This is a genomic window from Rosistilla oblonga (assembly GCF_007751715.1).
Lineage (GTDB): Bacteria > Planctomycetota > Planctomycetia > Pirellulales > Pirellulaceae > Rosistilla > Rosistilla oblonga.
The window spans coordinates 2,248,756-2,267,588 of sequence record NZ_CP036292.1 but is presented as its reverse complement, the minus strand read 5'-3'; the positions used below and the strand labels follow the sequence as shown (position 1 = coordinate 2,267,588).

The following is an 18,833-nucleotide window of genomic DNA, read 5'->3' as shown; positions in this document are numbered from 1 at the left end:
GAACGGGGATCTGCATAGTGAAAGGGATAAGGAAAAGGCGTTGAATACCGAAGCGTTCTCTGATTCCAGCGCAGCTGAATTGCCAGCCGATGAAGCCGCCAGTGCCGACGAAACCGCTTGCCCGGCGATCGTCGAACTTCCCTGCGTCCATTGCGGACTGCCGACGCGAGTCCGCGCCGATGCCGATCCGCAGCGGATCTTCTGCTGCAACGGTTGCCACGGTGCGTACGACCTGATCAACGGCTGGGGCCTTTCCGATTTCTACGCCCTTCGCGACCAGATGACCTCCGCCGCGGCTCAAGGCGTCCCCGGCCAACGGTCGCGATACGACGTCTTCGACCAGCCGGAATTCTTAGGCGATTCGGCACCGAAGCCGCAATCGGGCGGTCTGCTTTCGACCGATCTAGCGCTCCACGGACTGCACTGCGGCGCATGTGCTTGGCTGATCGAAAACGCGGCGGCGCGGATCGACGGCTGGCAATTGGCCCGCGTCAAAATGAGCGATCATACGATCCGCATCGTCTTCGATCCGCAGCGGGTTCCGTTGAGCGAGATCGCTCGCACGATGGACCGCTTGGGCTACCAAGTCGCTCCGCTCACCAAACAGCTCGACGACCACTTCGCTCGCGAAAACCGGCGACTGCTGATCCAGATCGCGATCGCCGGCTTCTGCGCCGCCAACGCGATGTGGATTGCGATCGGTCTGTACGCCGGGGAAGCCTCGGGCGTCGACGCGGATCACCGCACGTTTTTGAGAACGATCGGAACGGGATTGGGCCTGCTGGCGGTCGCGGTGCCCGGCCGAACCTTCTTCCGCGGCGCGCTGGCGTCGCTACGAACCCGCACACCTCACATGGATCTACCGGTCGCGTTAGGCCTCTCGGTCGGTTCGATTGCCGGGCTGATCAACGCGATCACCGGCCGCGGCGACGTCTACTTCGACTCGCTGGCCGTGCTGGTCTTCTTTTTGTTGATCGGCCGTTGGATCCAGTTCCGCCAGCAGCATCGCGCCGCTCGCTCGGTCGATCTGCTGCTGCGGATCACGCCGCGCCACGCCAGCCGGATCCTGGACGATGGCGAGACGCAAGCGGTGCTGGCCGACAACTTGCAGGCGGGCGACCGGATTCGCGTCGCCGCGGGCGAAAGCTTTCCTGCCGACGGAGAGATCATCGCCGGAGAAACAACGATCGACAGGTCGTTGCTGACGGGGGAGAGCCAGCCGATTCGCGCCGCAGTGGGGGAGACGGTCCTTGCCGGCACGGTGAACGTCACGCGTTCGATCGATGTCTGCGTCGAAGCGAGCGGCGATGCGAGCCGGATCGGGCGGGTGATGCAAGCTGTCGAAGCCGCCGCGGCTCGCAAGACGCCGATCGTTCAATTGGCCGACCGGATCGGCGGGATCTTTGTGATCGTCGTCACCACGCTGGCGCTCGTCGCGTTTGCGCTCAGTGCTCGCGACAATTGGCAACAGGGAGCGGCTAATGCCACGGCGCTGTTGATCGTCGCCTGTCCCTGTGCCTTGGCGTTGGCAACACCGCTGGCGATCGCGGTCTCGCTGGGCCGAGCCGCTCGGCGGAAGATCTTGATCCGCGACGGCAGCTCGCTGCAACAACTGGCCGGAACCGGGACGATCTGGTTCGACAAAACGGGAACGCTGACCGAGGGGCGATCGCGGGTTGTCGAAGTGATCGGTGATCGCGACGGCTTGGCAAGTGCCGCGGCGATCGAACGCGATGTCTGCCATCCGATCGCCGATGCGATCCTGGCCGCCGCCGATCTTCCCGACGACCTTGAAGGGGTGGCGGCAACTGACAAAGACAACTCGCCCGCAGGAACCGACTCAACCGACGAAGCAACCGCCCGAACGCAGATCGCGATCGGCGGCGTCTTGGGGGAACATCGCGGCGCCGCGATCGCGGCCGGAAGTCTGAAATTCATTCAATCCCAGGGGATCGAAATCCCGGCTAAATTGTCGCAGGCAGCCGAGCGGTTGACCGCTCAAGGGACCACGGCGATCGTGGTCGCTCGCGACGCGATCGCGATCACCGTGCTGGGGATCGACGATCCGTTGAGAGCTGGCGCCGACGTGGCGATCGCGGAACTCAAGCGGGCCGGATGGCGAGTCGGCATCCTGTCGGGAGACCATCCCGGCGTCGTCCGCAGCGTTGCCGATCGCGTGGGCGTGCCGCAATCGCTTGCGATCGGCGGGCTTTCTCCCGAAAACAAACTGGACATTGTGTCGCATCACAGCCCGGCCGATCCTGGCTCGGCGGAACTTCATCTGCCCGAACCAGCCCCGGGATTGCAGGTGATGATCGGCGATGGAGCCAACGACGCGGCAGCTTTGGCCGCGGCGGATGTAGGGATTGCGGTCCGTGGCGGAGCGGAAGTTAGTTTGCAAGCGGCGCCAATTTTCATCGCATCGGGTAGACTGGGAAGTGTTGTCGAACTGGTCCGCGGCGCCCGCCGAACCGCTCGGCTGATTCACATCACCTTTGCCGTTTCGCTAGGATACAACGTGATCGCTGTCGGCCTGGCGATGGCCGGCCGGATCAGCCCGCTGGTCGCTGCGGTGTTGATGCCGTTGAGCAGTGTGAGCGTGTTGTCGTTGACGCTCGCTTCGCGCAGTTTCCGCGAACGAGATGAACTCGAGAGGACAAAATGAGCGTGTTGTTTGTCGCCTTGCCGCTGGCACTAGCCCTGGGCGCAGCTGGCATGATCGCCTGCGTGTACTGCATCCGCGGCGGACAATACGACGACTTGGAAACCCCGGCGGTACGGATCTTGATCGACGACCGCGACACGCGCCCCCAGCCGGCGAAGGCCGCGGAAAGCGATCTCGATCGACGCGGTTCCGCCGATCCCGATGGCTGATCCGGCGGCCACCAATGCCGACCTCCCCAAGACGAATCGGCATGGCAAACGATACAATACAACAGACCACCACATTACATAGGATCACCATGAAAACGACTACCTACGCATTGCTGCTGATCGGTTTGGCTGCTTTGACTGGCTGCGAAAAGCCTTATGTTGCGGAATTCGAACCGAACATGGTCTTGGCCGAACTGGTGTCGATGTCGGTCGAAGAGCCGATGGATCAAGCGTTGGCGGAAACGCAGACCGCGCTTACGCGATTGTTCGGGACTCCCGACGATCCGAAACTGCCCGACTTCCTTCTCGAGGATCCCGATCTCGGAACGCTGGTCAGCATGGATAATTTGGTCGCCGCGTCGGGTTCGCCCAGCGAACAGGGCCGCGGGCTGTATCGCCAACATTGCTCGACCTGCCACGGCATCACCGGCAACGGTCGCGGCACGACCGCCGCACTGCTTGATCCCTATCCTCGCGACTATCGAATGGGGAAATACAAATTTAAGAGCACCCGCCGCGGATCGAAGCCGCTGCGTGAAGATCTCCATTTTGCGATCACCCACGGACTCGATGGGACCGCGATGGTGGCGATCCCCGAGCTGAATAAGAATCCCGAAGATGTCGAAGCGCTGATCGATTACGTGATGTATCTGACCTGGCGTGGCGAAGTCGAACGGGCGCTGTTGGAAGAGGCGGAATTGATCGACTTTGCCGCTGGCGAAACGCTGTTCGACAACGCGATGGTCGACAAATATCTGCAGAAATACAAAGACGACTTCGATCCCGAAACGCTCACCGATGAAGCTCAGATCGAAGAGTACGAAATGTTCGCCGAGCAGTGGGAATTCATCCAGGACCTCACCTTTGGCGCCGTCGAGGGTTGGTTGGACGCCGAGGATGCAGTGGTCGAAGTCCCCGAACCCGAAGACGTTCCCGTACCGGCAACGATCGACGAGGTTGTGGCCGCAGCGAAGGCGCCGGGCGATTCGCCCTTGAAGCAATCGATCCAACGCGGCAAAGAGCTGTTCGTCACCGAACGCGCTGCATGTGCCAAGTGCCACGGCCCCAAGGGCTGGGGCGACGGAACCAACAAAGACTACGACGACTGGACTAAAGACTGGACGCTGCAACGCGGTATCGATCCGACCGACGAAGCGGCTCAGATCCCATTGATCGCTCGCGGCGTCCTGCCACCACGATTGATCAAGGCTCGCGATTTCCGCCAGGGCTTGTACCGCGGCGGTTCCGATCCGGAGCTGTTGTATCTGCGGATCGCCGCTGGCATCGACGGCACGCCAATGCCCGCAGCCAGTTTGGAACCGAACCAGATCTGGGACTTGGTCAACTACATCCGCTCGCTGCGTGAAGACGCACCGATGTCGATCCAGTAGTCGCAGACGTTGCGCTCCAGCGTAACGTCCCTGGGAAAGCAAAACCGGACCGCGTGATCGCGTCCGGTTCGATGGGGCGCGTCGCACAACGCAATCAACCAATTTGCCGCGACGCGAAAACGGATTGTCCTGCTTCTCTCTTCGTCATGGAAAATTGAACGCGATGCATCATGCCAAGCTGTTTCTGTATCTCGTGGGGCTCTCGTATTGCCTTTCGAACCCTTGGTTCCCAACAACCGCAGTGGGGCAGGAAGTGATTGCGATCGCCGGCGAGACCTATGGCGTTGGATACGCTCGCGTTCAGTGGCCTCAGCCGGTCGAGGGGCTCTCGCGAGTGCTGGTCACTTCGCCACAAGGCCGTGTCCTTTATCCGACTGCCGAACCGGTAACCGTTACGGTTCGCGATCCGATGCGGCTCGATCCCGCCCCGCGCGAACTGAAGTTCGGCCGCGGTAAGATCCTCGAACGACTGGGCCAAGTCGTCAAAGCGGCGGTCACCGCCGACGAAAGAGAACAGGTCACCGGCTACGAAATCTGGTTCCTGTTCCAAGGGGACAGCCCGTTTGAATTGCAGATCTCCGGGCCCGCGGTCGCCACGATTCCGATCGTCCCGGTCGCCGCCAGCCCCGAGGACCAACGGGCGGCGATGCTGCAGTGGTGGCAGACCTACCAAGACCAAGCCGAAGGGCAGATCGAAGCGGCTCCCTTCCTTCCCGTCGCCGACGCCTACCTGCTCTCCTATCTCTCCCGCCGACTCGATCTGCCAGCACCGGCGTCGCTGTCGCGGATGCGGTTGGAAAAGCCACCCGCTGCGATCGCGATGATGGCCGATTCGGCTGTCCTGCAGCGGATCGCGCTGGCTAATGTTCTGCGCGGCAACTCGACCGAAGAGTCCGAAGTCCTCACCGATCTGCCGGCCGCTGCCGCCCCGCCGGAGATCGATCCGCTGGACGACGACGATGTCCCGGCGGAGATCGAACCAATCGCGCGGATGGTTCCGCCGGAGTGCTTCTATCTGCGGTTCGGCAGCTTTTCGAATTTCCTGTGGTTTCAAAAGCTGGCTCAAGAACATGACGGCGACATCAAGAACATGGTCGCTCGGCCGATCCTGGATCGACGCAGCAGCCAGCGAATCGAAGAGCTATTAAATGTCCGCTACAACCAACTGGCCGATCTGTTTGGCGACGCCCTGATCGGCGACGTCGCCGTCATCGGTAACGACCTGTTGATCGACGATGGACCTTCGATCGGCGTGCTGCTGCAAGCGAAGAACGCCTTCCTGCTGTCGACGTTTCTGGAAAAAGACCGCCGCGCGACCGAGGCCCAGTTCGACGATTGCACGCTGGAAACGAAAACGATCGAAGGGATCGAAGTCTCGTTGCTGTCGACTCCCGACAATCGAGTCCGTTCGTTTTGGATCTCCAATGGGAACTGGATGTTCGTGACCAGCAGCGAGCATTTGGCGGGGCGGTTCATCGCCGCCCGCAAATCGCGAACGACGCTCGCCGCAACCGCCGAATTCCAACAGTTCCGCAAACAGTATCCCAACGCCAAAACCGCCGCGATCACGTTTTATCTGTCGGGGCGATTCTTGAGTCGCCTCTACACGCCACAGTTTCAGATCGAACTGCAGCGTCGCAGCCACGCCGCCGCTGAGATGGCGGTGCTGGTCGCCGCCCGCGCGACTGCCGCAAACGAAGGCAAAACGCTGGAATTGCCCGAAGACTTGATCGCCGCGGGCTACCTTCCGGAGGGCTTTGGCCGGCGAGCCGATCGCAGCGGATTGATCCTGACGCCCGACGGGATGCTCGATTCGCGACGCGGCGGTCGACAGACCCTGCTGCCGATCGACGACACCACGATCGACAAGATCACTCCGGCCGAGCGCGTCTGGCAGGACCAGATCAACCGATCACGAACCGATCAACCGGGGCTGCTGGAACCGGTCTTCATCCAGATCGCACGGGCAACTGCCGATTCAAAATCACCGGGGCAAGAGCGATTGCAGATCGCACTGGACATCTCGCCAGGACTGTTGGGCAAACAGGCTTGGCTAGTCGATCAACTGGGGCCAGCGACCGATATCGGCGTCCAGTTTTCGAAGTCCGATCTGGTTTCGTTCTACGCCAACGTACACAGCGATAAATTGAACGGATCGATTCCGCCTCATTATCTGTTTGGTGGAATCAAGGATTGCCGGCCGGCCCCGCTGGAGAAATTCGAATCGCCGATCGATCGCATCTTTGCATTCTCGACGATCCGCGGATACCTGGCCGCTTGGCCCGATCCCGGCCTGATCGACCGCTTGCCGCTGGGACTCGGACGCGGCAGCCCCGTCGGCCCCAACATGACGCGGCTTGTCGGTGGCGCGTACCGTTATCAATCCGAACGCGTCAGCCTGCTGTCGTTCAACCGCGAGGTGTTGGTCGAGAGCATTCCCGATCTGGCGGTGCTCGACAAGCAACCGCTGCGACGAGCCCAACTGACAATCGCCGACCTCTCGCAGACCGATCTTGGCCAGTGGGTCAGTGAGACGCTGCTGGAGGGCGAACAAAAGAAATCGCAAGCCGGCTGTGACCTGCTGTCGCGACTCACCGAGCAACTGGGAATCGACGCCGCGTCGACGCTACCGTTTGCCGAGGAACTGCTTGGGGCAGCGATGCAGTGTCCGCTGCACGGCGAATACCACTGCCGCGACGATGGACACTGGTGCTCCTCGGCGACCGAAGCCCACGCGCCGCAAACCGCCGCTGTGATGAACTGGTTCCGCGGACTGGAAGCTTCGGTCGACGTCGTCGATGAACGTTTGCTGATCGATATGGAAGTCGACGTCAAACGGGCTGCAAAATAAGAGCTGCCCGCTGGCTCGATCGAACATTGCCGACGCGAATCGCAGCGGCTGAAGTTTTGCTGATCCAGCCGACTTATTCGGTTACCGCTGCGGGAGCTTTCGCCGCGGCGGGTGGCTGCGGGCCGCGAACTTTGACGAAGCCGGAGATCGTGACGACGATCAATGCACAGATCAGCAGGACCTTCAGCCAAAGCGTTCGCTTGCGGCGGATCGGTTCCAGTTTCGCAGAGCGTCCGACCAAGGCGGCGGCGATAAAAAAGATCACCAGCGCGATCAACATCTTCGTCCCCAACAGGGCATGATACAGCCCATCCCCTTTGTGCGACGGGATCGCGCGGTAGTAATTGTACAGGCCGCTGATCAAAAACAGCGTCACCCCGATGTGGACAAACCGCTTCCAACGCGCGATCAGTCCCGTTCGCAAGCGGTCGTGCTCTTCGTCGGACAGATTCAGCGCGGCTGGGATCAGGACCAGCAGCATAAAAGCGCTGCCGCCGACCAACGTGATCGCGGTGGCGACGTGGATCACCCGAGAGAGGGTGTCGATCAAAAGTTGCGTGTCCATCGAGCAAATCGTTTCGTTGAGTGTTTCAAATAACGTTTAAACCGCTTCGGCGGGGGCGGCATGATGCGGATGTTTCGTAGGACATCTTATTCACTATCGCAATTCGCGGCGGCTTGGTAACTTCAAGGCATCCATGTTATTAAACCTTTCCGGTTATCCGCCAATGGGGCGTTGACTCCGCTTCATTCTGCCGGAGCCCGAGGCTGCCGTTCCGCCACAAGCTTCCCATATTAACGGTTCGGGAACGAACCATGGGAACCTCCTCTCGCGGCGAGGCGTCAAAAAAGAAGAGGCTGTACCGATGTCGATCGCAATCCAATGTCGATCTTGCAAAAATCAATTGCAAGTGACGCTCAAACAGGCGGGCAAACGCGTCCGCTGTCCCGGCTGTCAAGAAACCGTCAACGTCCCCTACGAGGCCGATCTGGAAGAGATCCAGCGAGCTGCCGAGGCGGCGCTGTCGGGTTCGACCGAGAAGATCAAAATTCGCTGCCCCGGCTGTAAGAAGGTCTTGCAGATTTCCGCAGCCAGCGCCGGCAAAGCTGTCAAATGCCCGGGCTGCACCAAGATCTTTAAAGTCCCCGCCGCCAAGGCGTAAAAGATCGACCTGATCGTCCGTGCTGCCTACGACCGGCACCAAAATGTATAAAGTCCCCGCCGCCAAGGCGTAGCATTTGACAGCGTCGTCGTGCGACGCGGGCTCTTGTCCACGCAACGCCTCGCCCCGCGGAACCATTGACCACCGGAGAAATTTGCTCGACAGCGGCCGCTGGATCGGACAAACTGTGGATCTCTTGCCTTTCCTATCCCACCTCCGCTCAAGGCCCGCCAATGTTTCGACATCTTGCCCTCTGCTGCCTGTTCTCTTTCACCCTGACGATTTACTCCGCCGCCGAGCTTCGAGCGGCGGAACTGACCGCGGGAGTTGCCAAAGTCGACATCACCGACATGCAGGCCGGTCCGGTCAACGATCGGTCCTATGTACGAGCGTTGGTGATCAGCGACGGGACAACGACCGCCGCGATCGTGACAGTCGATGCCGTGGCGATCGGCGAGATCGGCCGGATCGACAACGAATATCTCGGCAAGGTCCGCGGCGAGGTCGAAAAGTCGCTTGGCATTTCTCCGGCCAACGTGATGATCAACGCCAGTCATTGCCACAGCGTCGTCCGGACCGACGTCGACGAATTGACGGTCCAAGCGATTTCGCAAGCTGCTGCCAAGATGGTCCCGGTCCAAGTCGGCGTTGGCGTCGGCCACGAGGATCGGATCATGGAGAACCGTCGGCTGCAGTTGGCCGATGGCCGGCAGATCGATGTCCGCCACGCCTACTCCTTGCCGCCCGATGAAGCGGTTGCCGCTGTCGGACCGATCGATCCGCAGATCGGCGTGCTGCGAGTCGACACGACCGAAGGGGATACGTTGGCGATCGTCTACAACTTTGCCTGCCATCCGATCCAAGGCGTCCCCGGCGGCGCGAACACCGCCGACATGACCGGCTATGCGTCCGATGTGATCGAACAAAACATGAGCGACGGAACGGTCGCGTTGTTTGTCCAAGGCTGCGCCGGCGACATCAATCCGATCGACTACAAAGATGTCGACCATCCGCGTCACGCCCAAACGCTCGGCAATCTGCTGGGACTCAGCACGCTGCAAGCGGCTCGCAAGATCGAAACGCGTCCCGACGCCACACTGCGCGTCGTCAACGAAACGCTACCGTTGCCGCGAGCCGATCTGGCGCAGCGGATCATCGAAATGGAAGCCGAACGCGAGAAATTGGTCAACTCGCTGACCGGTACCAGTCTGAACCTGAAGACGTTTTTGCCGCTGGTCGTGAAGTATCGACTGTCCGAAGAATTCCCCTCCTATTATTCGCATCGCTATCTGCACGACAAAGCGCTCGGTCGCAGCGACCTACGCCATTTGGACATCGAGAACCGCAAGAACATGGCTCGCTACATCGACAACATCCACACGATGGAACAGATCACCCGAGTCAACACAAACATTCGCCTGCTGCGGAAACATCAGGCTGATCTAGTCGACGGCGGCAAGCGGATGATCGATGTCGAACTGGTCGGGCTGCGCGTCGGCGATTTTGTGCTGACGACGTTCCCCGGCGAACTGACGGTCCAGATCGGCAAGAACATCAAACAAGCGTCGCCGCACGAGCACACCTTTGTCGCCGGGTATACCAACGGCTACATTTATTACGCCCCCACCGCCGACCAATTGCGGAACGTGGGGAATGCGCAAGAGGACAGCGATTGCGTGTTGGCCCCGGCGTGGCAGGCGCTCTACGAAGCCAAAGCGGCGCAGATTCTCAGCAAACTGTAACAGGACGATCGATCGATGCATCTGGATACCAACCGTTCGCTGCTGGGCGACTTGCACTTGGCGCCACCGCCAACAGGTCCACGGTCGACAAGCGATCGCGAGGTGCCGGCATCGGAGGTGCGTCGCGCCCACGGCCCGGCGATCCCGCTGCGCTGTCCGCTGTTTGCTTACGATCTTCCCTGGGCGCTTTTGCCACCGACCACCTGCGCTCTGTTGGCTCACGAGCTGACCGAAAGCGCTGTCGTGACCAGCCTGTTGGATCTGGATGTCGATGAGGATCGACCGGCCGATCTGGTGATGTGCCCCTATCGTCCCGAACGTTATGGCGTCACGATCGATGATCTGTCGCGAGCGGCGTTTGTCGATTTGCGTTTGAACAGCGAGGTCGGCGATGGCAGCGTCTATACGATGGATCAATTGCGGCGGTGGGATCACCGCGCCGATTCGCTGCCCGATTCGACAGTCATCACCGGATCGCGTTGGCCCGCCGATGTCGCCCTCCCCGACAAGCTAGGCCGCAAAATTGAACAACTGAGGGCACTCGCGCCGCAGGCGGCGATCTTCGTCGCGATCAGCCCGTTCCATCTGCAGCAAGACCTGCCCAACCTGCTGGCCGCTCGCCCCGACGGGATCGTGCTGCGGTTCGATCTCGATCCGACATCCCCCAGCGTTGGCAACCTGATCGCCGCGCAAACCGCTGCCTGTCGACGGATGATCGACGCCAGCGAAGCCGCCGGGATCGCACTCTGGGTTTCCGCACCGACCACGTCGCCGCTGGACCTCGTGAAACTGTTGGCTCTGGGGGCTTCGGCGGTCAGCATCGATTATCTCGTATTGCACAACTGGCCCGCCGCCGATCCGGCACCGGCAGCCGGCGACCCGCACGCCAGTTATGCCCACGCGTCGGCGCTCGGGCCTCCGTCGACTGGCACCGCGACCGCGACGCGGATGATCTCGCCGATCATCGACACGCTGTTAAACGAAGCGCTGACCTACGTCCACGGTTTGGGCGTGGCTCATTATTCTCAACTCAGGCCACACATGTTGGCCTGCATCGATCCGACGCTCGCCAAGCGAACCGGAGCGATGTTGGTCGAATAAATCGTCGGCGAGCGCGGTGACGAATCGCGATCCGACACGCGACCAGCCGCTTTGCCGCAAACCGCCTCCGCCGGTATAATCAGCGGTAGACTCTGGGTCAGCCGGCGACGGCTCATCTGCCCACCACGCCTTTCCATCCACCACCATACGAAGCTCATGAACCAACCCGCTGGACGTCCCCACGCCGCCTCGCAAAGCCTGCCCGAACCAAGTCGCACGCCATCCGAAGGGCTCCACTGCTCGCACTTCATGTATCGCTTCCGACGCGATGTTTTGGCCGGTCTGTCGGCGCGGCGGCTCCGCGACGGCATGCGTCAATTCCTGGCGGCTGTCGATCCAGCCGAAGCGACGCGGCCCGAGAAGCTGCAGCGGTACATCATCAGCGGTCACAAAGCCGACTTTGCCTTGATGATGATGGACGCCGATCCGCTCAAGATCGACGCGGTTCACCAAGCGGTCGTGTCGGGCCCGTTGGGCGCTGCGGTCGAGGCGACTTGGTCGTTTGTTTCGATGAGCGAGATCTCCGAATACGTCCCCTCGGTCCCGCAGTATCGCGAGAAGTTGATCCGCGAAGGGAACGCCCCCGATTCGCCCGAACTGGCCGCCAAGGTCGCCGCGTACGAGCGTCGTCTGCCGATGATGAATCAACAGCGGCTGTCACCCGATATCCCCGATTGGCCCGCCGCCTGTTTCTATCCGATGAACAAATCCCGCGTGCCGGGAGCCAACTGGTTCATGGAATCGTCGTCGCTGCGGCAGTCGCTGATGGCCGAACACGCTCAGAGCGGGATGGCGTTCGCCGGCCGCGTGTCGCAATTGATCACCGTCGGCGTCGGCCTGGACGACTGGGAATGGATGGTCACGCTGTGGGGCCGCAATCCCGAACATCTGAAAGAGATCGTCTACCGCATGCGGTTCGATCAAGCGAGTGCCAAGTACGGCGAGTTTGGCCCGTTTTACGTCGGCTATTCCGCTACCGGTGAAGAGATCCTCGACCACTGTCGAATCAACGTTTGATCGACGCCCGCCTCGCCAGCGGATCGAATCGCCGATCGGCGGCACCCAATGATTCGTCGCCGATTAAGGGCCCTGGAGAATCGTCGTGTCCGAGACCATGCAAATTTTGCCCGGCCAGTCGCAGGCCGATCTGGAGCAACAGATCGAAGCTGCCTGTGCGTTGATGGAGCGGCATTATGCGTCGGGAGTCTATTCGAAGCTCACCGTCGTCCGCAGTTGGTCGAAGCACAATCCTACGATCTCCGGTTCGATCGCGCGGCCTTCCGCCTTTCGCTGGTATCTGCGCCGCGAGCTGACCAAGCTGGCGCAGCGCGGGGCACAACTGCACGTCGCACCGTCACGGGCAAGAGTCGACTTGAACGCGCCCAAGCTGCTGCAATTGATCGACGAGAGCGACTTTGACCACACGCGGAAGAAGGTCTTCCTGTTTGGGCCCGAGCGAGCCGAGCTGTCGATCCAACGGCTGGAACATTACACCGGCACGCAGGTCGAAGACTTTCAACGCTATGTGCTGTTGACCAATTACCAAATGCATATGAATGCATTTATCGAAGCCTATCCCGATTGCATCCGTCCGCAGCGGACCGATGTGCAGATGCCGGCGCTGCATCAACGGACTGTCAACAACGACGGCGTTACGATCATCAACATCGGCGTTGGACCTAGCAACGCAAAGAACCTGACCGACCATATCGCCGTGCTGCGGCCCGACGCGATGTTGATGGTCGGCCATTGCGCGGGGATCCGAAATCACCAAGAGATCGGCGACTTTGTGCTCGGTTCGGGTTACATGCGAGCCGATCGGTTGTTGGACCAAACGCTGCCGACCAGCGTCCCGCTGTCGCCCAACTTTGTCTTGAATCGCAACCTGGCCCGCGTCCTCGACGAACGCAAGCTTCCCTACCGATTTGGCGTCGTCTACACGACGATCGATCGGAACTGGGAACTGACGCTGCGAGGGACGTTAGCCGATCTGCGAGCCAGTCGCAGCATCGCGGTCGACATGGAATCGGCCACCGTCGCCGCCAACGGCTTCCGCTATCGAATACCCTCGGCGACGCTGCTGTGCGTTTCCGATAAACCGCTGCACGGCAAACCGAAACTGGCCGCCGAAGCGCTCGAGTTCTACAAGAAGACGAAGAGTCAGCATCTGGCGGTCGCAATCGCCGCGATCGAGCTGGCCAAACAGGAATTCCCCGGCGGATTTCCCAACAGCGATATCCGCGCGATGGACGAACCGCTGCTGGGCGGCCCCGAAACGTAGACCGCACCGTGTCGGAATCCGATCGCGTCAAGAAGGGCTTCCGACGGCGGAAACGGGAAAATCAATCGCCAAGATTTATGCGGAACGTTTGCCTGCCTCTGGGGTTTCATTCTACGTGTCGACGATGGAGCGATCCCCGATCGCGAAGCGAGTCCTCGGCACCCGTTAGATCTCTTCTTGAAATTCAGCCCCGAGTCAAAAAAATGCGTTACCGTCATTTCGCCGCCACCGCGGCGCTACTGGTCTCTGTAGGTGTTTCCGCTGGCATTGCTGTTGCCCAGGATGGGCCAGGCGATGGCGATCGCCCACGTCCTCGCGACGGCGGACCTCGCGATGGTGGTCCGCGAGACAGAGGCCCACGCCACGGAGCTCCACGCCTGCCGCCGATCCCCATCCTGGAAGCGCTCGATAGCAACGGCGATGGCATGCTCGACGCGACCGAGATCGAACAGGCTGCGAAAGCGCTCAAGTCGCTCGATCGCGACAACGACGGCAAACTGTCGTTTCAAGAAATGATGCCCGCGCCGCGTGGCGATCGCGGTCCCGGTGGCCCTCAAGGTCGTGGCGATCGTCCTGAAATGCGCGACGGACAAGGTCGCCCCGATGGTGAGGGAAGGCGGCCTCGCCCTGAAGGAGAAGGCAATCGCCGCGGCGGGAATCCCGAACAGTTTGTCGAGCGGATCTTGAAGTTGGACAAAGATGGCGACGGAAAACTGAGTGGCGAAGAGCTGCCAGAACGGATGCGGGCGATGCTGAGTCGCGCCGATGTCGACGGCGACGAAGCTTTGAGCAAAGAGGAACTGATGAAGATGGCTGAGCGCCGCGGTCGCCAAGGTGGCGGTGAAGGCCGCCGTCGTCCCGATGGGGAGAAGCCAACCGAAGGAGGCGAACGTCCTCGCCGTCCGCCAGCGGAATAGCCTCTTCTTGCCGCCGCCCCTGCGGTGGAGATTTCGTTCACCTCGCCAATGCCCGCGGTTGTTCCAATCGCGGGCATTTTGCGTTTCGCATCCATCCACCCGCACGGAAATCCATCCGCAACCGCGTGAAGGGGAAGAAGGCGAAGTGCGTTTCCCAATCACGCGCTGCGGTTAAAAAAACTTGTCGAATCGGGGAACGGTTTTGCTTCGATTCGGTGTTTTTTCGCTCGGCAGGCTAAAATTGCATGCGTTGGAAGTGACATTCCTCAGTGAAAATCGCACTTGTAGGTTAGAGAGTCGATGCCCAGACCGATGCAAGGCGATGAAAGCCGAAGGGAAAACTAATGTCAGCGCCACTGCGTCCTTCCTTCCAGACTGCCGGAATTCCGCCAAGCGTCGTTCCCCCGCCACGCGATCGCTGGCGGACCGAACCGAACGAGTCGGCGGCCGACGTCGCTGTGCCGACATCGGTCTTCCATCGGCTGTTCGATAAGATCCGCGACTTGCGGAAATTCGACTGGCGCACGATCGACTGGCGGTTGGAGAATACGCCCGCATGGGCGATCAGCATGTTTTTGCACCTGAGCTTGCTGTTGGCGTTGGCTTTCATAACGCTAGCCGCCAGCGGCGGTGATCGCGCTCTGCTGACGTTGCGGCAGGGAGAATGGGAACCGCAAGCGGAGCTGGCTGAATTTGTGATCGAGCCGATCGCGCCATTGGAATTGCCGATCGAAGCGGTCGCGGAGGTTCAGCACGACCCCGAGTTCGATCTTCGCTCGCTGCAAGTCGACCAGCCGACTGTCGAGACCGTCGCCATGGCCTCCAGCTCGCCGATGTTGGACCAATTGATCGCCAAAACGACTCCATCGGCTGACCTCACCACGCCGATCCGCACCGCGCACCCGGCGATGTTTGCAGGTCGCAGCGGACCGCTGAAAGCCGAACTGCTGAAGAAATACGGCGGAACCAAATTAACAGAAGATTCTGTCGCTCTCGGCTTGGCGTGGCTCAAACGCCAGCAATTGCCTGGCGGCAACTGGAGCATGCGCGGACCTTATACGACGGGCAGTTTCAGCGAAAACGAAACTGCTGCGACGGCGATGGCGATGCTTGCATTCATGGGAGCGGGGAGCACGCATCGCAGCGGCCCTTACGAAAAGGAAGTCCTTCGCGCCGTCCACTGGCTGGCCAAGCAACAGGACCGCAGCGGGTTCATGGCCCACCGTGCCAACTCGCATGAGAAGATGTACGCCCAATCCCAAGCGATGATCGCTCTGTGCGAACTCTACGCGATGACCAAGGATTCATGGCTGCGTCCCTACGCGCAAGCCGCCTGCGATTTCGCCGACAAATCACAATCGCCAGCCGGCGGTTGGCGGTACCAACCGCGGACCGATTCGGATACTTCGGTGACCGGTTGGTTTCTGATGGGACTCAAAAGTGGCCAGACGGCGGGGCTGGAGGTCGATCCGGACGTGTTGCTTCGCGTCGGCAAGTTCCTCGATACGGTCGGCGGCGGATACGACGAAGGGTATGCCTACATGCAGGGCGAGCGATCGTCGCCGACGATGACTGCCGTCGGTCTACTCTGCCGACAATACCTTGGCTGGCAACGGAATCATCCGGCGATGTCTCGCGGCCTGATCACGCTGGAGGCGAATTATCCGATCGATCCGGGCCAACCCGATGTTTATTACTGGTATTATGCAACCCAGGCGATGCATCACTATGGCGGCCCACTGTGGGACGATTGGAACGCAAAGCTGCGAGTCGATCTGCCGGCGATGCAGGACAAACAAGGGGCCGAACGCGGCAGCTGGCCCCCGCAACGCGATGCCTGGGGGCGGCTGGGCGGCCGACTCTACACCACCTGTTTTTCGCTGTACAATCTCGAAGTCTATTACCGACACATGCCGCTCTATTCCCAGGACCAAACCGACGTCTGGTAAACTGCCAGATGATCCGGTCGTTCTACTTTTCACGCTTCTCTCATCTGCGGGACCTCCCATGTCGCATCAGCAACATCGTTTGATTTGCGCTGCGTTTGCAATCCTGGTTTCCGCCGCAGCGTCCCCGGCGTTCGCCCAATCGGGAACGATTCCGATTTCCGAATTGCCGACGCCCCCCGCACAGATCGCCGATCTGATCGATCGTGGCAACGTTCGCTTCGTCTACGGATGGGATGCCCGCCCCGATGCGAAGCTGCCCGATGTCGGCCGGCGTTTGGACGGACTGACCGTCTACGAATTGAGCTACCAGTTTGAACATCACACGAGTTTGCGAAACCGCAACTCGAGTCCACACGCTGTGACGCGGATCCGCTTGAGCGAATCGGGACTCCGCTGCAAACATACAGTTTGGTTCCGGGAAGCTCCCCAAATCGAAACGTTTTGGAGCAACCCACTGGTGCTGCACGAACTCGACCACGTCCTGATCTCCAGCGATCCACGACTCGCCTCACTCTTTCTGACTCAAGTGCAAGACCAGCCTTTGATCACCCCGATCGAAGGTTCCAGCTATTCTTCGGCGGTTGCTGCGGAAGTGAATCGAGTCGCCAAGGAACATGTCGCGACGATCTATCTTAGCATCCTGTCACTAGTCGACATTCGATACAGAGAACTCGATCGAGTGACCAATCACGGGGCAAGACCTCTCCCCGCAGAACTGCAACTCCGTCTCAGCAACTCGCAACCCACCGCCCCGCAAGGTCAGTGACAAGTGGAACGGTGACTCCATCGCAGGTTCTTAGTCGCAGTTGCTTAATCAAGCTGTCGACATGCAAACTCAGAGAAGAGACTTTGTGAACGAGTCACAAAGCCAGAGCCAAAACCTCCTCTTCCTACGACTCGGGCTGCTCCGACTCAGAGTTGCCGTTGTCGGGGCGTGTCTCTTCCAAAACCGTGGCTGACCGGACAAACGAGATCCCCTGAGCGTTATTGGTGTCGATCATCACGCTCTCGACCACAGGATGTGTGACGGGCTTACCCGCTTTCCATTCCAAGATGAAACTCGCCCCGCTCCCGCCCGATTTATCCTTCTGCTCGATCACAAACTCGGTCGACGCCAGCGGAGCCAGACGCAGCGGCTTTTCTACCAGCGACCGCAGTTCGTTTCCCGCGGTGTCGTAATATCGCACCGATGTGATCACGATCTCATGAGCCTGATCGGTGTTGCGTGCGGAGAGCGTCACGGTCAGCAACCGCGGATCGCCCCCTTGTTGATAGATATGCGAGTAGGCGGGAACGTAGAGGGTCTGGCCTTGGATCGGCGACCACGGCAGCGAATCCAAATCCATCCGCGCCTCGTCGCGCGCTCCCGGCTCGCGGAAGTGCAGATCGTCTTTGATCGAAGCAAACCGCAGCTCGACAAATATCGCCAACGCCACGATCGGCAGCACGACCGTCAAAAACACGATCAACTTGATTTGCCGGACCATTTTCCCCGCAGCTTTCTCAGTGATGTCCTTCATCGCTAACTCCGTTGTATTCGCCCCGCGCGTCAGCGGCGGGAAGATGTTTGCTTAATTCAAAGTGGGGACGCCGATGGCTGTTCACAAACGCTGCGATGTCAAATGCCTCCGCCGTCGACAGGTAGGGATCATCCAACGGCATCGCGACCTTCAACCACGACGCCAATTTCGGCACACGGCTGAGACCCGCTCCATCATTGTACGACTCATCGCCCCAGACCGGAGGCCCGTCGTCTGAACCGAGCCCATTATCGGCGTGACACGACGCACAATGATCGGCATACAAAACGGCACCTCGCGAAACGCTCGGCTGTTGATCGGGAGCGTCCAGTGCGGGAACGTGACGCGGCCCCAGCGGTTTGTTGGGGTTCTGGCGGATCGGTTGATCGGTCGACAACCACGTGATGTAAGCGGTGATCGCCACCGAAACCTCGCTCCCCAACGGCGGCCGCGTTCCATTCTGGCTCCGCATAAAACAATTCAAAGACCGATCCTGCAACGTCACCACCCGCTGCTCGCGCGGCGACCAAGCGGGATAGGCAGTGGCGATTCCCAAAAAGCTGGCCGCTTGCGGATGTTCCCCTCCATCTAAATGACACGATGTGCAGTTTAGTGCGTTGCCGACGTAGGGTTTCGACAGCGGATGTTCGCTCGTATTAAGAACGATCTCGCGGCCCAGTTTGATCACGCGGCCCAATTCACCCGGCGGCAATTGACGCGGTCCGCTAGCATGTTTCGCCGCATCCGCCGCGTGATTTGCACTCCGATCCCCCGCCTCGTCGCCAATCGCTATCGAAACGACCATCAACGGCACACACATCCAACCGAACCATCGCATCGCTGGCAATTCCTTATCCCGCATCGTGTTTTGTCACACCCAAATCGCGTGCAGCGAATCACCCAAACGTTTTCGCTGTTCGTTGCACGCTCTCTATTTTGACCGCTGTTTGTGCATGGCAACAGCCTAGGCAACGCGATCGCAGCCGCCAAACTTGCAGTGCGAGTTACCGATGCAAGCATTCCACCGACGAAACTTTGCCAGCG

Annotated in this window: 15 protein-coding genes; 12 read left to right on the top strand and 3 right to left on the bottom strand. The window is 60.4% G+C overall.

Annotated elements, in window-relative coordinates:
* The first annotated feature begins 40 nt into the window (after nucleotides 1-40).
* The 4 genes from CA51_RS08040 (at nucleotide 41) to CA51_RS08025 (ending at nucleotide 7,116) form a co-directional block, all read left to right on the top strand.
* A complete protein-coding gene (locus CA51_RS08040; protein ID WP_231746063.1) occupies nucleotides 41-2,665 on the top strand; it encodes a heavy metal translocating P-type ATPase in 2,625 nt (874 codons plus the stop codon).
* Nucleotides 2,662-2,874, top strand: coding sequence for a cbb3-type cytochrome oxidase assembly protein CcoS (ccoS, locus tag CA51_RS08035; RefSeq protein WP_145119435.1), 213 nt, complete (start codon nucleotides 2,662-2,664; stop codon nucleotides 2,872-2,874). The genes CA51_RS08040 and ccoS overlap by 4 nt, the downstream gene beginning before the upstream one ends.
* 89 nt (nucleotides 2,875-2,963) lie before the next feature.
* Complete coding sequence (locus tag CA51_RS08030) at nucleotides 2,964-4,265, top strand: c-type cytochrome (RefSeq protein ID WP_197451680.1); 1,302 nt, start codon at nucleotides 2,964-2,966, stop codon at nucleotides 4,263-4,265.
* A 163-nt stretch (nucleotides 4,266-4,428) separates the two neighbouring features.
* The gene (locus CA51_RS08025; protein ID WP_145119431.1) at nucleotides 4,429-7,116 is read left to right on the top strand and encodes a hypothetical protein; all 2,688 of its coding nucleotides are present in this window, start codon (nucleotides 4,429-4,431) and stop codon (nucleotides 7,114-7,116) included.
* A gap of 73 nt (nucleotides 7,117-7,189) precedes the next feature.
* On the opposite strand, the gene CA51_RS08020 is transcribed toward CA51_RS08025, so the two are convergent.
* Nucleotides 7,190-7,681: a hypothetical protein gene (locus CA51_RS08020; RefSeq protein ID WP_145119429.1), complete on the bottom strand. Its 492-nt coding sequence runs from the start codon at nucleotides 7,679-7,681 to the stop codon at nucleotides 7,190-7,192.
* A gap of 301 nt (nucleotides 7,682-7,982) precedes the next feature.
* On the opposite strand from CA51_RS08020, the gene CA51_RS08015 reads away from it, so the two are divergent.
* The 8 genes from CA51_RS08015 to CA51_RS07980 all read left to right on the top strand — a co-directional run bounded on the left by CA51_RS08015 (nucleotide 7,983) and on the right by CA51_RS07980 (nucleotide 17,035).
* On the top strand, nucleotides 7,983-8,279 hold the full coding sequence (locus tag CA51_RS08015; RefSeq protein ID WP_145119427.1) for a hypothetical protein: 297 nt from the start codon (nucleotides 7,983-7,985) through the stop codon (nucleotides 8,277-8,279).
* A 233-nt stretch (nucleotides 8,280-8,512) separates the two neighbouring features.
* Nucleotides 8,513-10,021: a hypothetical protein gene (locus tag CA51_RS08010; protein ID WP_231746062.1), complete on the top strand. Its 1,509-nt coding sequence runs from the start codon at nucleotides 8,513-8,515 to the stop codon at nucleotides 10,019-10,021.
* A gap of 15 nt (nucleotides 10,022-10,036) precedes the next feature.
* A complete protein-coding gene (locus tag CA51_RS08005) occupies nucleotides 10,037-11,122 on the top strand; it encodes a hypothetical protein (protein WP_145119425.1) in 1,086 nt (361 codons plus the stop codon).
* 156 nt (nucleotides 11,123-11,278) lie between these two features.
* Nucleotides 11,279-12,139 carry a hydrogen peroxide-dependent heme synthase gene (gene hemQ / locus CA51_RS08000; RefSeq protein WP_197451679.1) on the top strand — a complete coding sequence of 287 codons (861 nt, stop codon included), beginning with the start codon at nucleotides 11,279-11,281 and terminating at the stop codon, nucleotides 12,137-12,139.
* An 85-nt stretch (nucleotides 12,140-12,224) separates the two neighbouring features.
* On the top strand, nucleotides 12,225-13,403 hold the full coding sequence (locus CA51_RS07995; protein ID WP_231746061.1) for a phosphorylase family protein: 1,179 nt from the start codon (nucleotides 12,225-12,227) through the stop codon (nucleotides 13,401-13,403).
* Nucleotides 13,404-13,606: 203 nt separating this feature from the next.
* On the top strand, nucleotides 13,607-14,320 hold the full coding sequence (locus CA51_RS07990) for an EF-hand domain-containing protein (RefSeq protein ID WP_197451678.1): 714 nt from the start codon (nucleotides 13,607-13,609) through the stop codon (nucleotides 14,318-14,320).
* A 344-nt stretch (nucleotides 14,321-14,664) separates the two neighbouring features.
* On the top strand, nucleotides 14,665-16,269 hold the full coding sequence (locus tag CA51_RS07985) for a prenyltransferase/squalene oxidase repeat-containing protein (RefSeq protein ID WP_231746060.1): 1,605 nt from the start codon (nucleotides 14,665-14,667) through the stop codon (nucleotides 16,267-16,269).
* Between the two features lie 58 nt (nucleotides 16,270-16,327).
* On the top strand, nucleotides 16,328-17,035 hold the full coding sequence (locus CA51_RS07980) for a hypothetical protein (protein ID WP_145119421.1): 708 nt from the start codon (nucleotides 16,328-16,330) through the stop codon (nucleotides 17,033-17,035).
* 124 nt (nucleotides 17,036-17,159) lie between these two features.
* On the opposite strand, the gene CA51_RS07975 is transcribed toward CA51_RS07980, so the two are convergent.
* Nucleotides 17,160-17,789, bottom strand: a complete 630-nt coding sequence (locus CA51_RS07975) for a DUF3124 domain-containing protein (RefSeq protein WP_145119419.1) — start codon at nucleotides 17,787-17,789, stop codon at nucleotides 17,160-17,162.
* On the bottom strand, nucleotides 17,773-18,651 hold the full coding sequence (locus CA51_RS07970; protein ID WP_145119417.1) for a c-type cytochrome: 879 nt from the start codon (nucleotides 18,649-18,651) through the stop codon (nucleotides 17,773-17,775). The genes CA51_RS07975 and CA51_RS07970 overlap by 17 nt, the downstream gene beginning before the upstream one ends.
* Between the last annotated feature and the right edge of the window lie 182 nt (nucleotides 18,652-18,833).

Coding starts and splice junctions, on each gene's coding strand:
- CA51_RS07970 (WP_145119417.1), bottom strand. CDS start 18,651: ATGCGGGATAAGGAATTGCCAGCGATGCGATGGTTCGGTTGGATGTGT.
- CA51_RS08030 (WP_197451680.1), top strand. CDS start 2,964: ATGAAAACGACTACCTACGCATTGCTGCTGATCGGTTTGGCTGCTTTG.
- CA51_RS08010 (WP_231746062.1), top strand. CDS start 8,513: ATGTTTCGACATCTTGCCCTCTGCTGCCTGTTCTCTTTCACCCTGACG.
- CA51_RS08015 (WP_145119427.1), top strand. CDS start 7,983: ATGTCGATCGCAATCCAATGTCGATCTTGCAAAAATCAATTGCAAGTG.
- hemQ (WP_197451679.1), top strand. CDS start 11,279: ATGAACCAACCCGCTGGACGTCCCCACGCCGCCTCGCAAAGCCTGCCC.
- CA51_RS08025 (WP_145119431.1), top strand. CDS start 4,429: ATGCATCATGCCAAGCTGTTTCTGTATCTCGTGGGGCTCTCGTATTGC.
- CA51_RS08020 (WP_145119429.1), bottom strand. CDS start 7,681: ATGGACACGCAACTTTTGATCGACACCCTCTCTCGGGTGATCCACGTC.
- CA51_RS07985 (WP_231746060.1), top strand. CDS start 14,665: ATGTCAGCGCCACTGCGTCCTTCCTTCCAGACTGCCGGAATTCCGCCA.
- CA51_RS07990 (WP_197451678.1), top strand. CDS start 13,607: ATGCGTTACCGTCATTTCGCCGCCACCGCGGCGCTACTGGTCTCTGTA.
- CA51_RS07975 (WP_145119419.1), bottom strand. CDS start 17,789: ATGAAGGACATCACTGAGAAAGCTGCGGGGAAAATGGTCCGGCAAATC.
- CA51_RS07980 (WP_145119421.1), top strand. CDS start 16,328: ATGTCGCATCAGCAACATCGTTTGATTTGCGCTGCGTTTGCAATCCTG.
- CA51_RS08005 (WP_145119425.1), top strand. CDS start 10,037: ATGCATCTGGATACCAACCGTTCGCTGCTGGGCGACTTGCACTTGGCG.
- ccoS (WP_145119435.1), top strand. CDS start 2,662: ATGAGCGTGTTGTTTGTCGCCTTGCCGCTGGCACTAGCCCTGGGCGCA.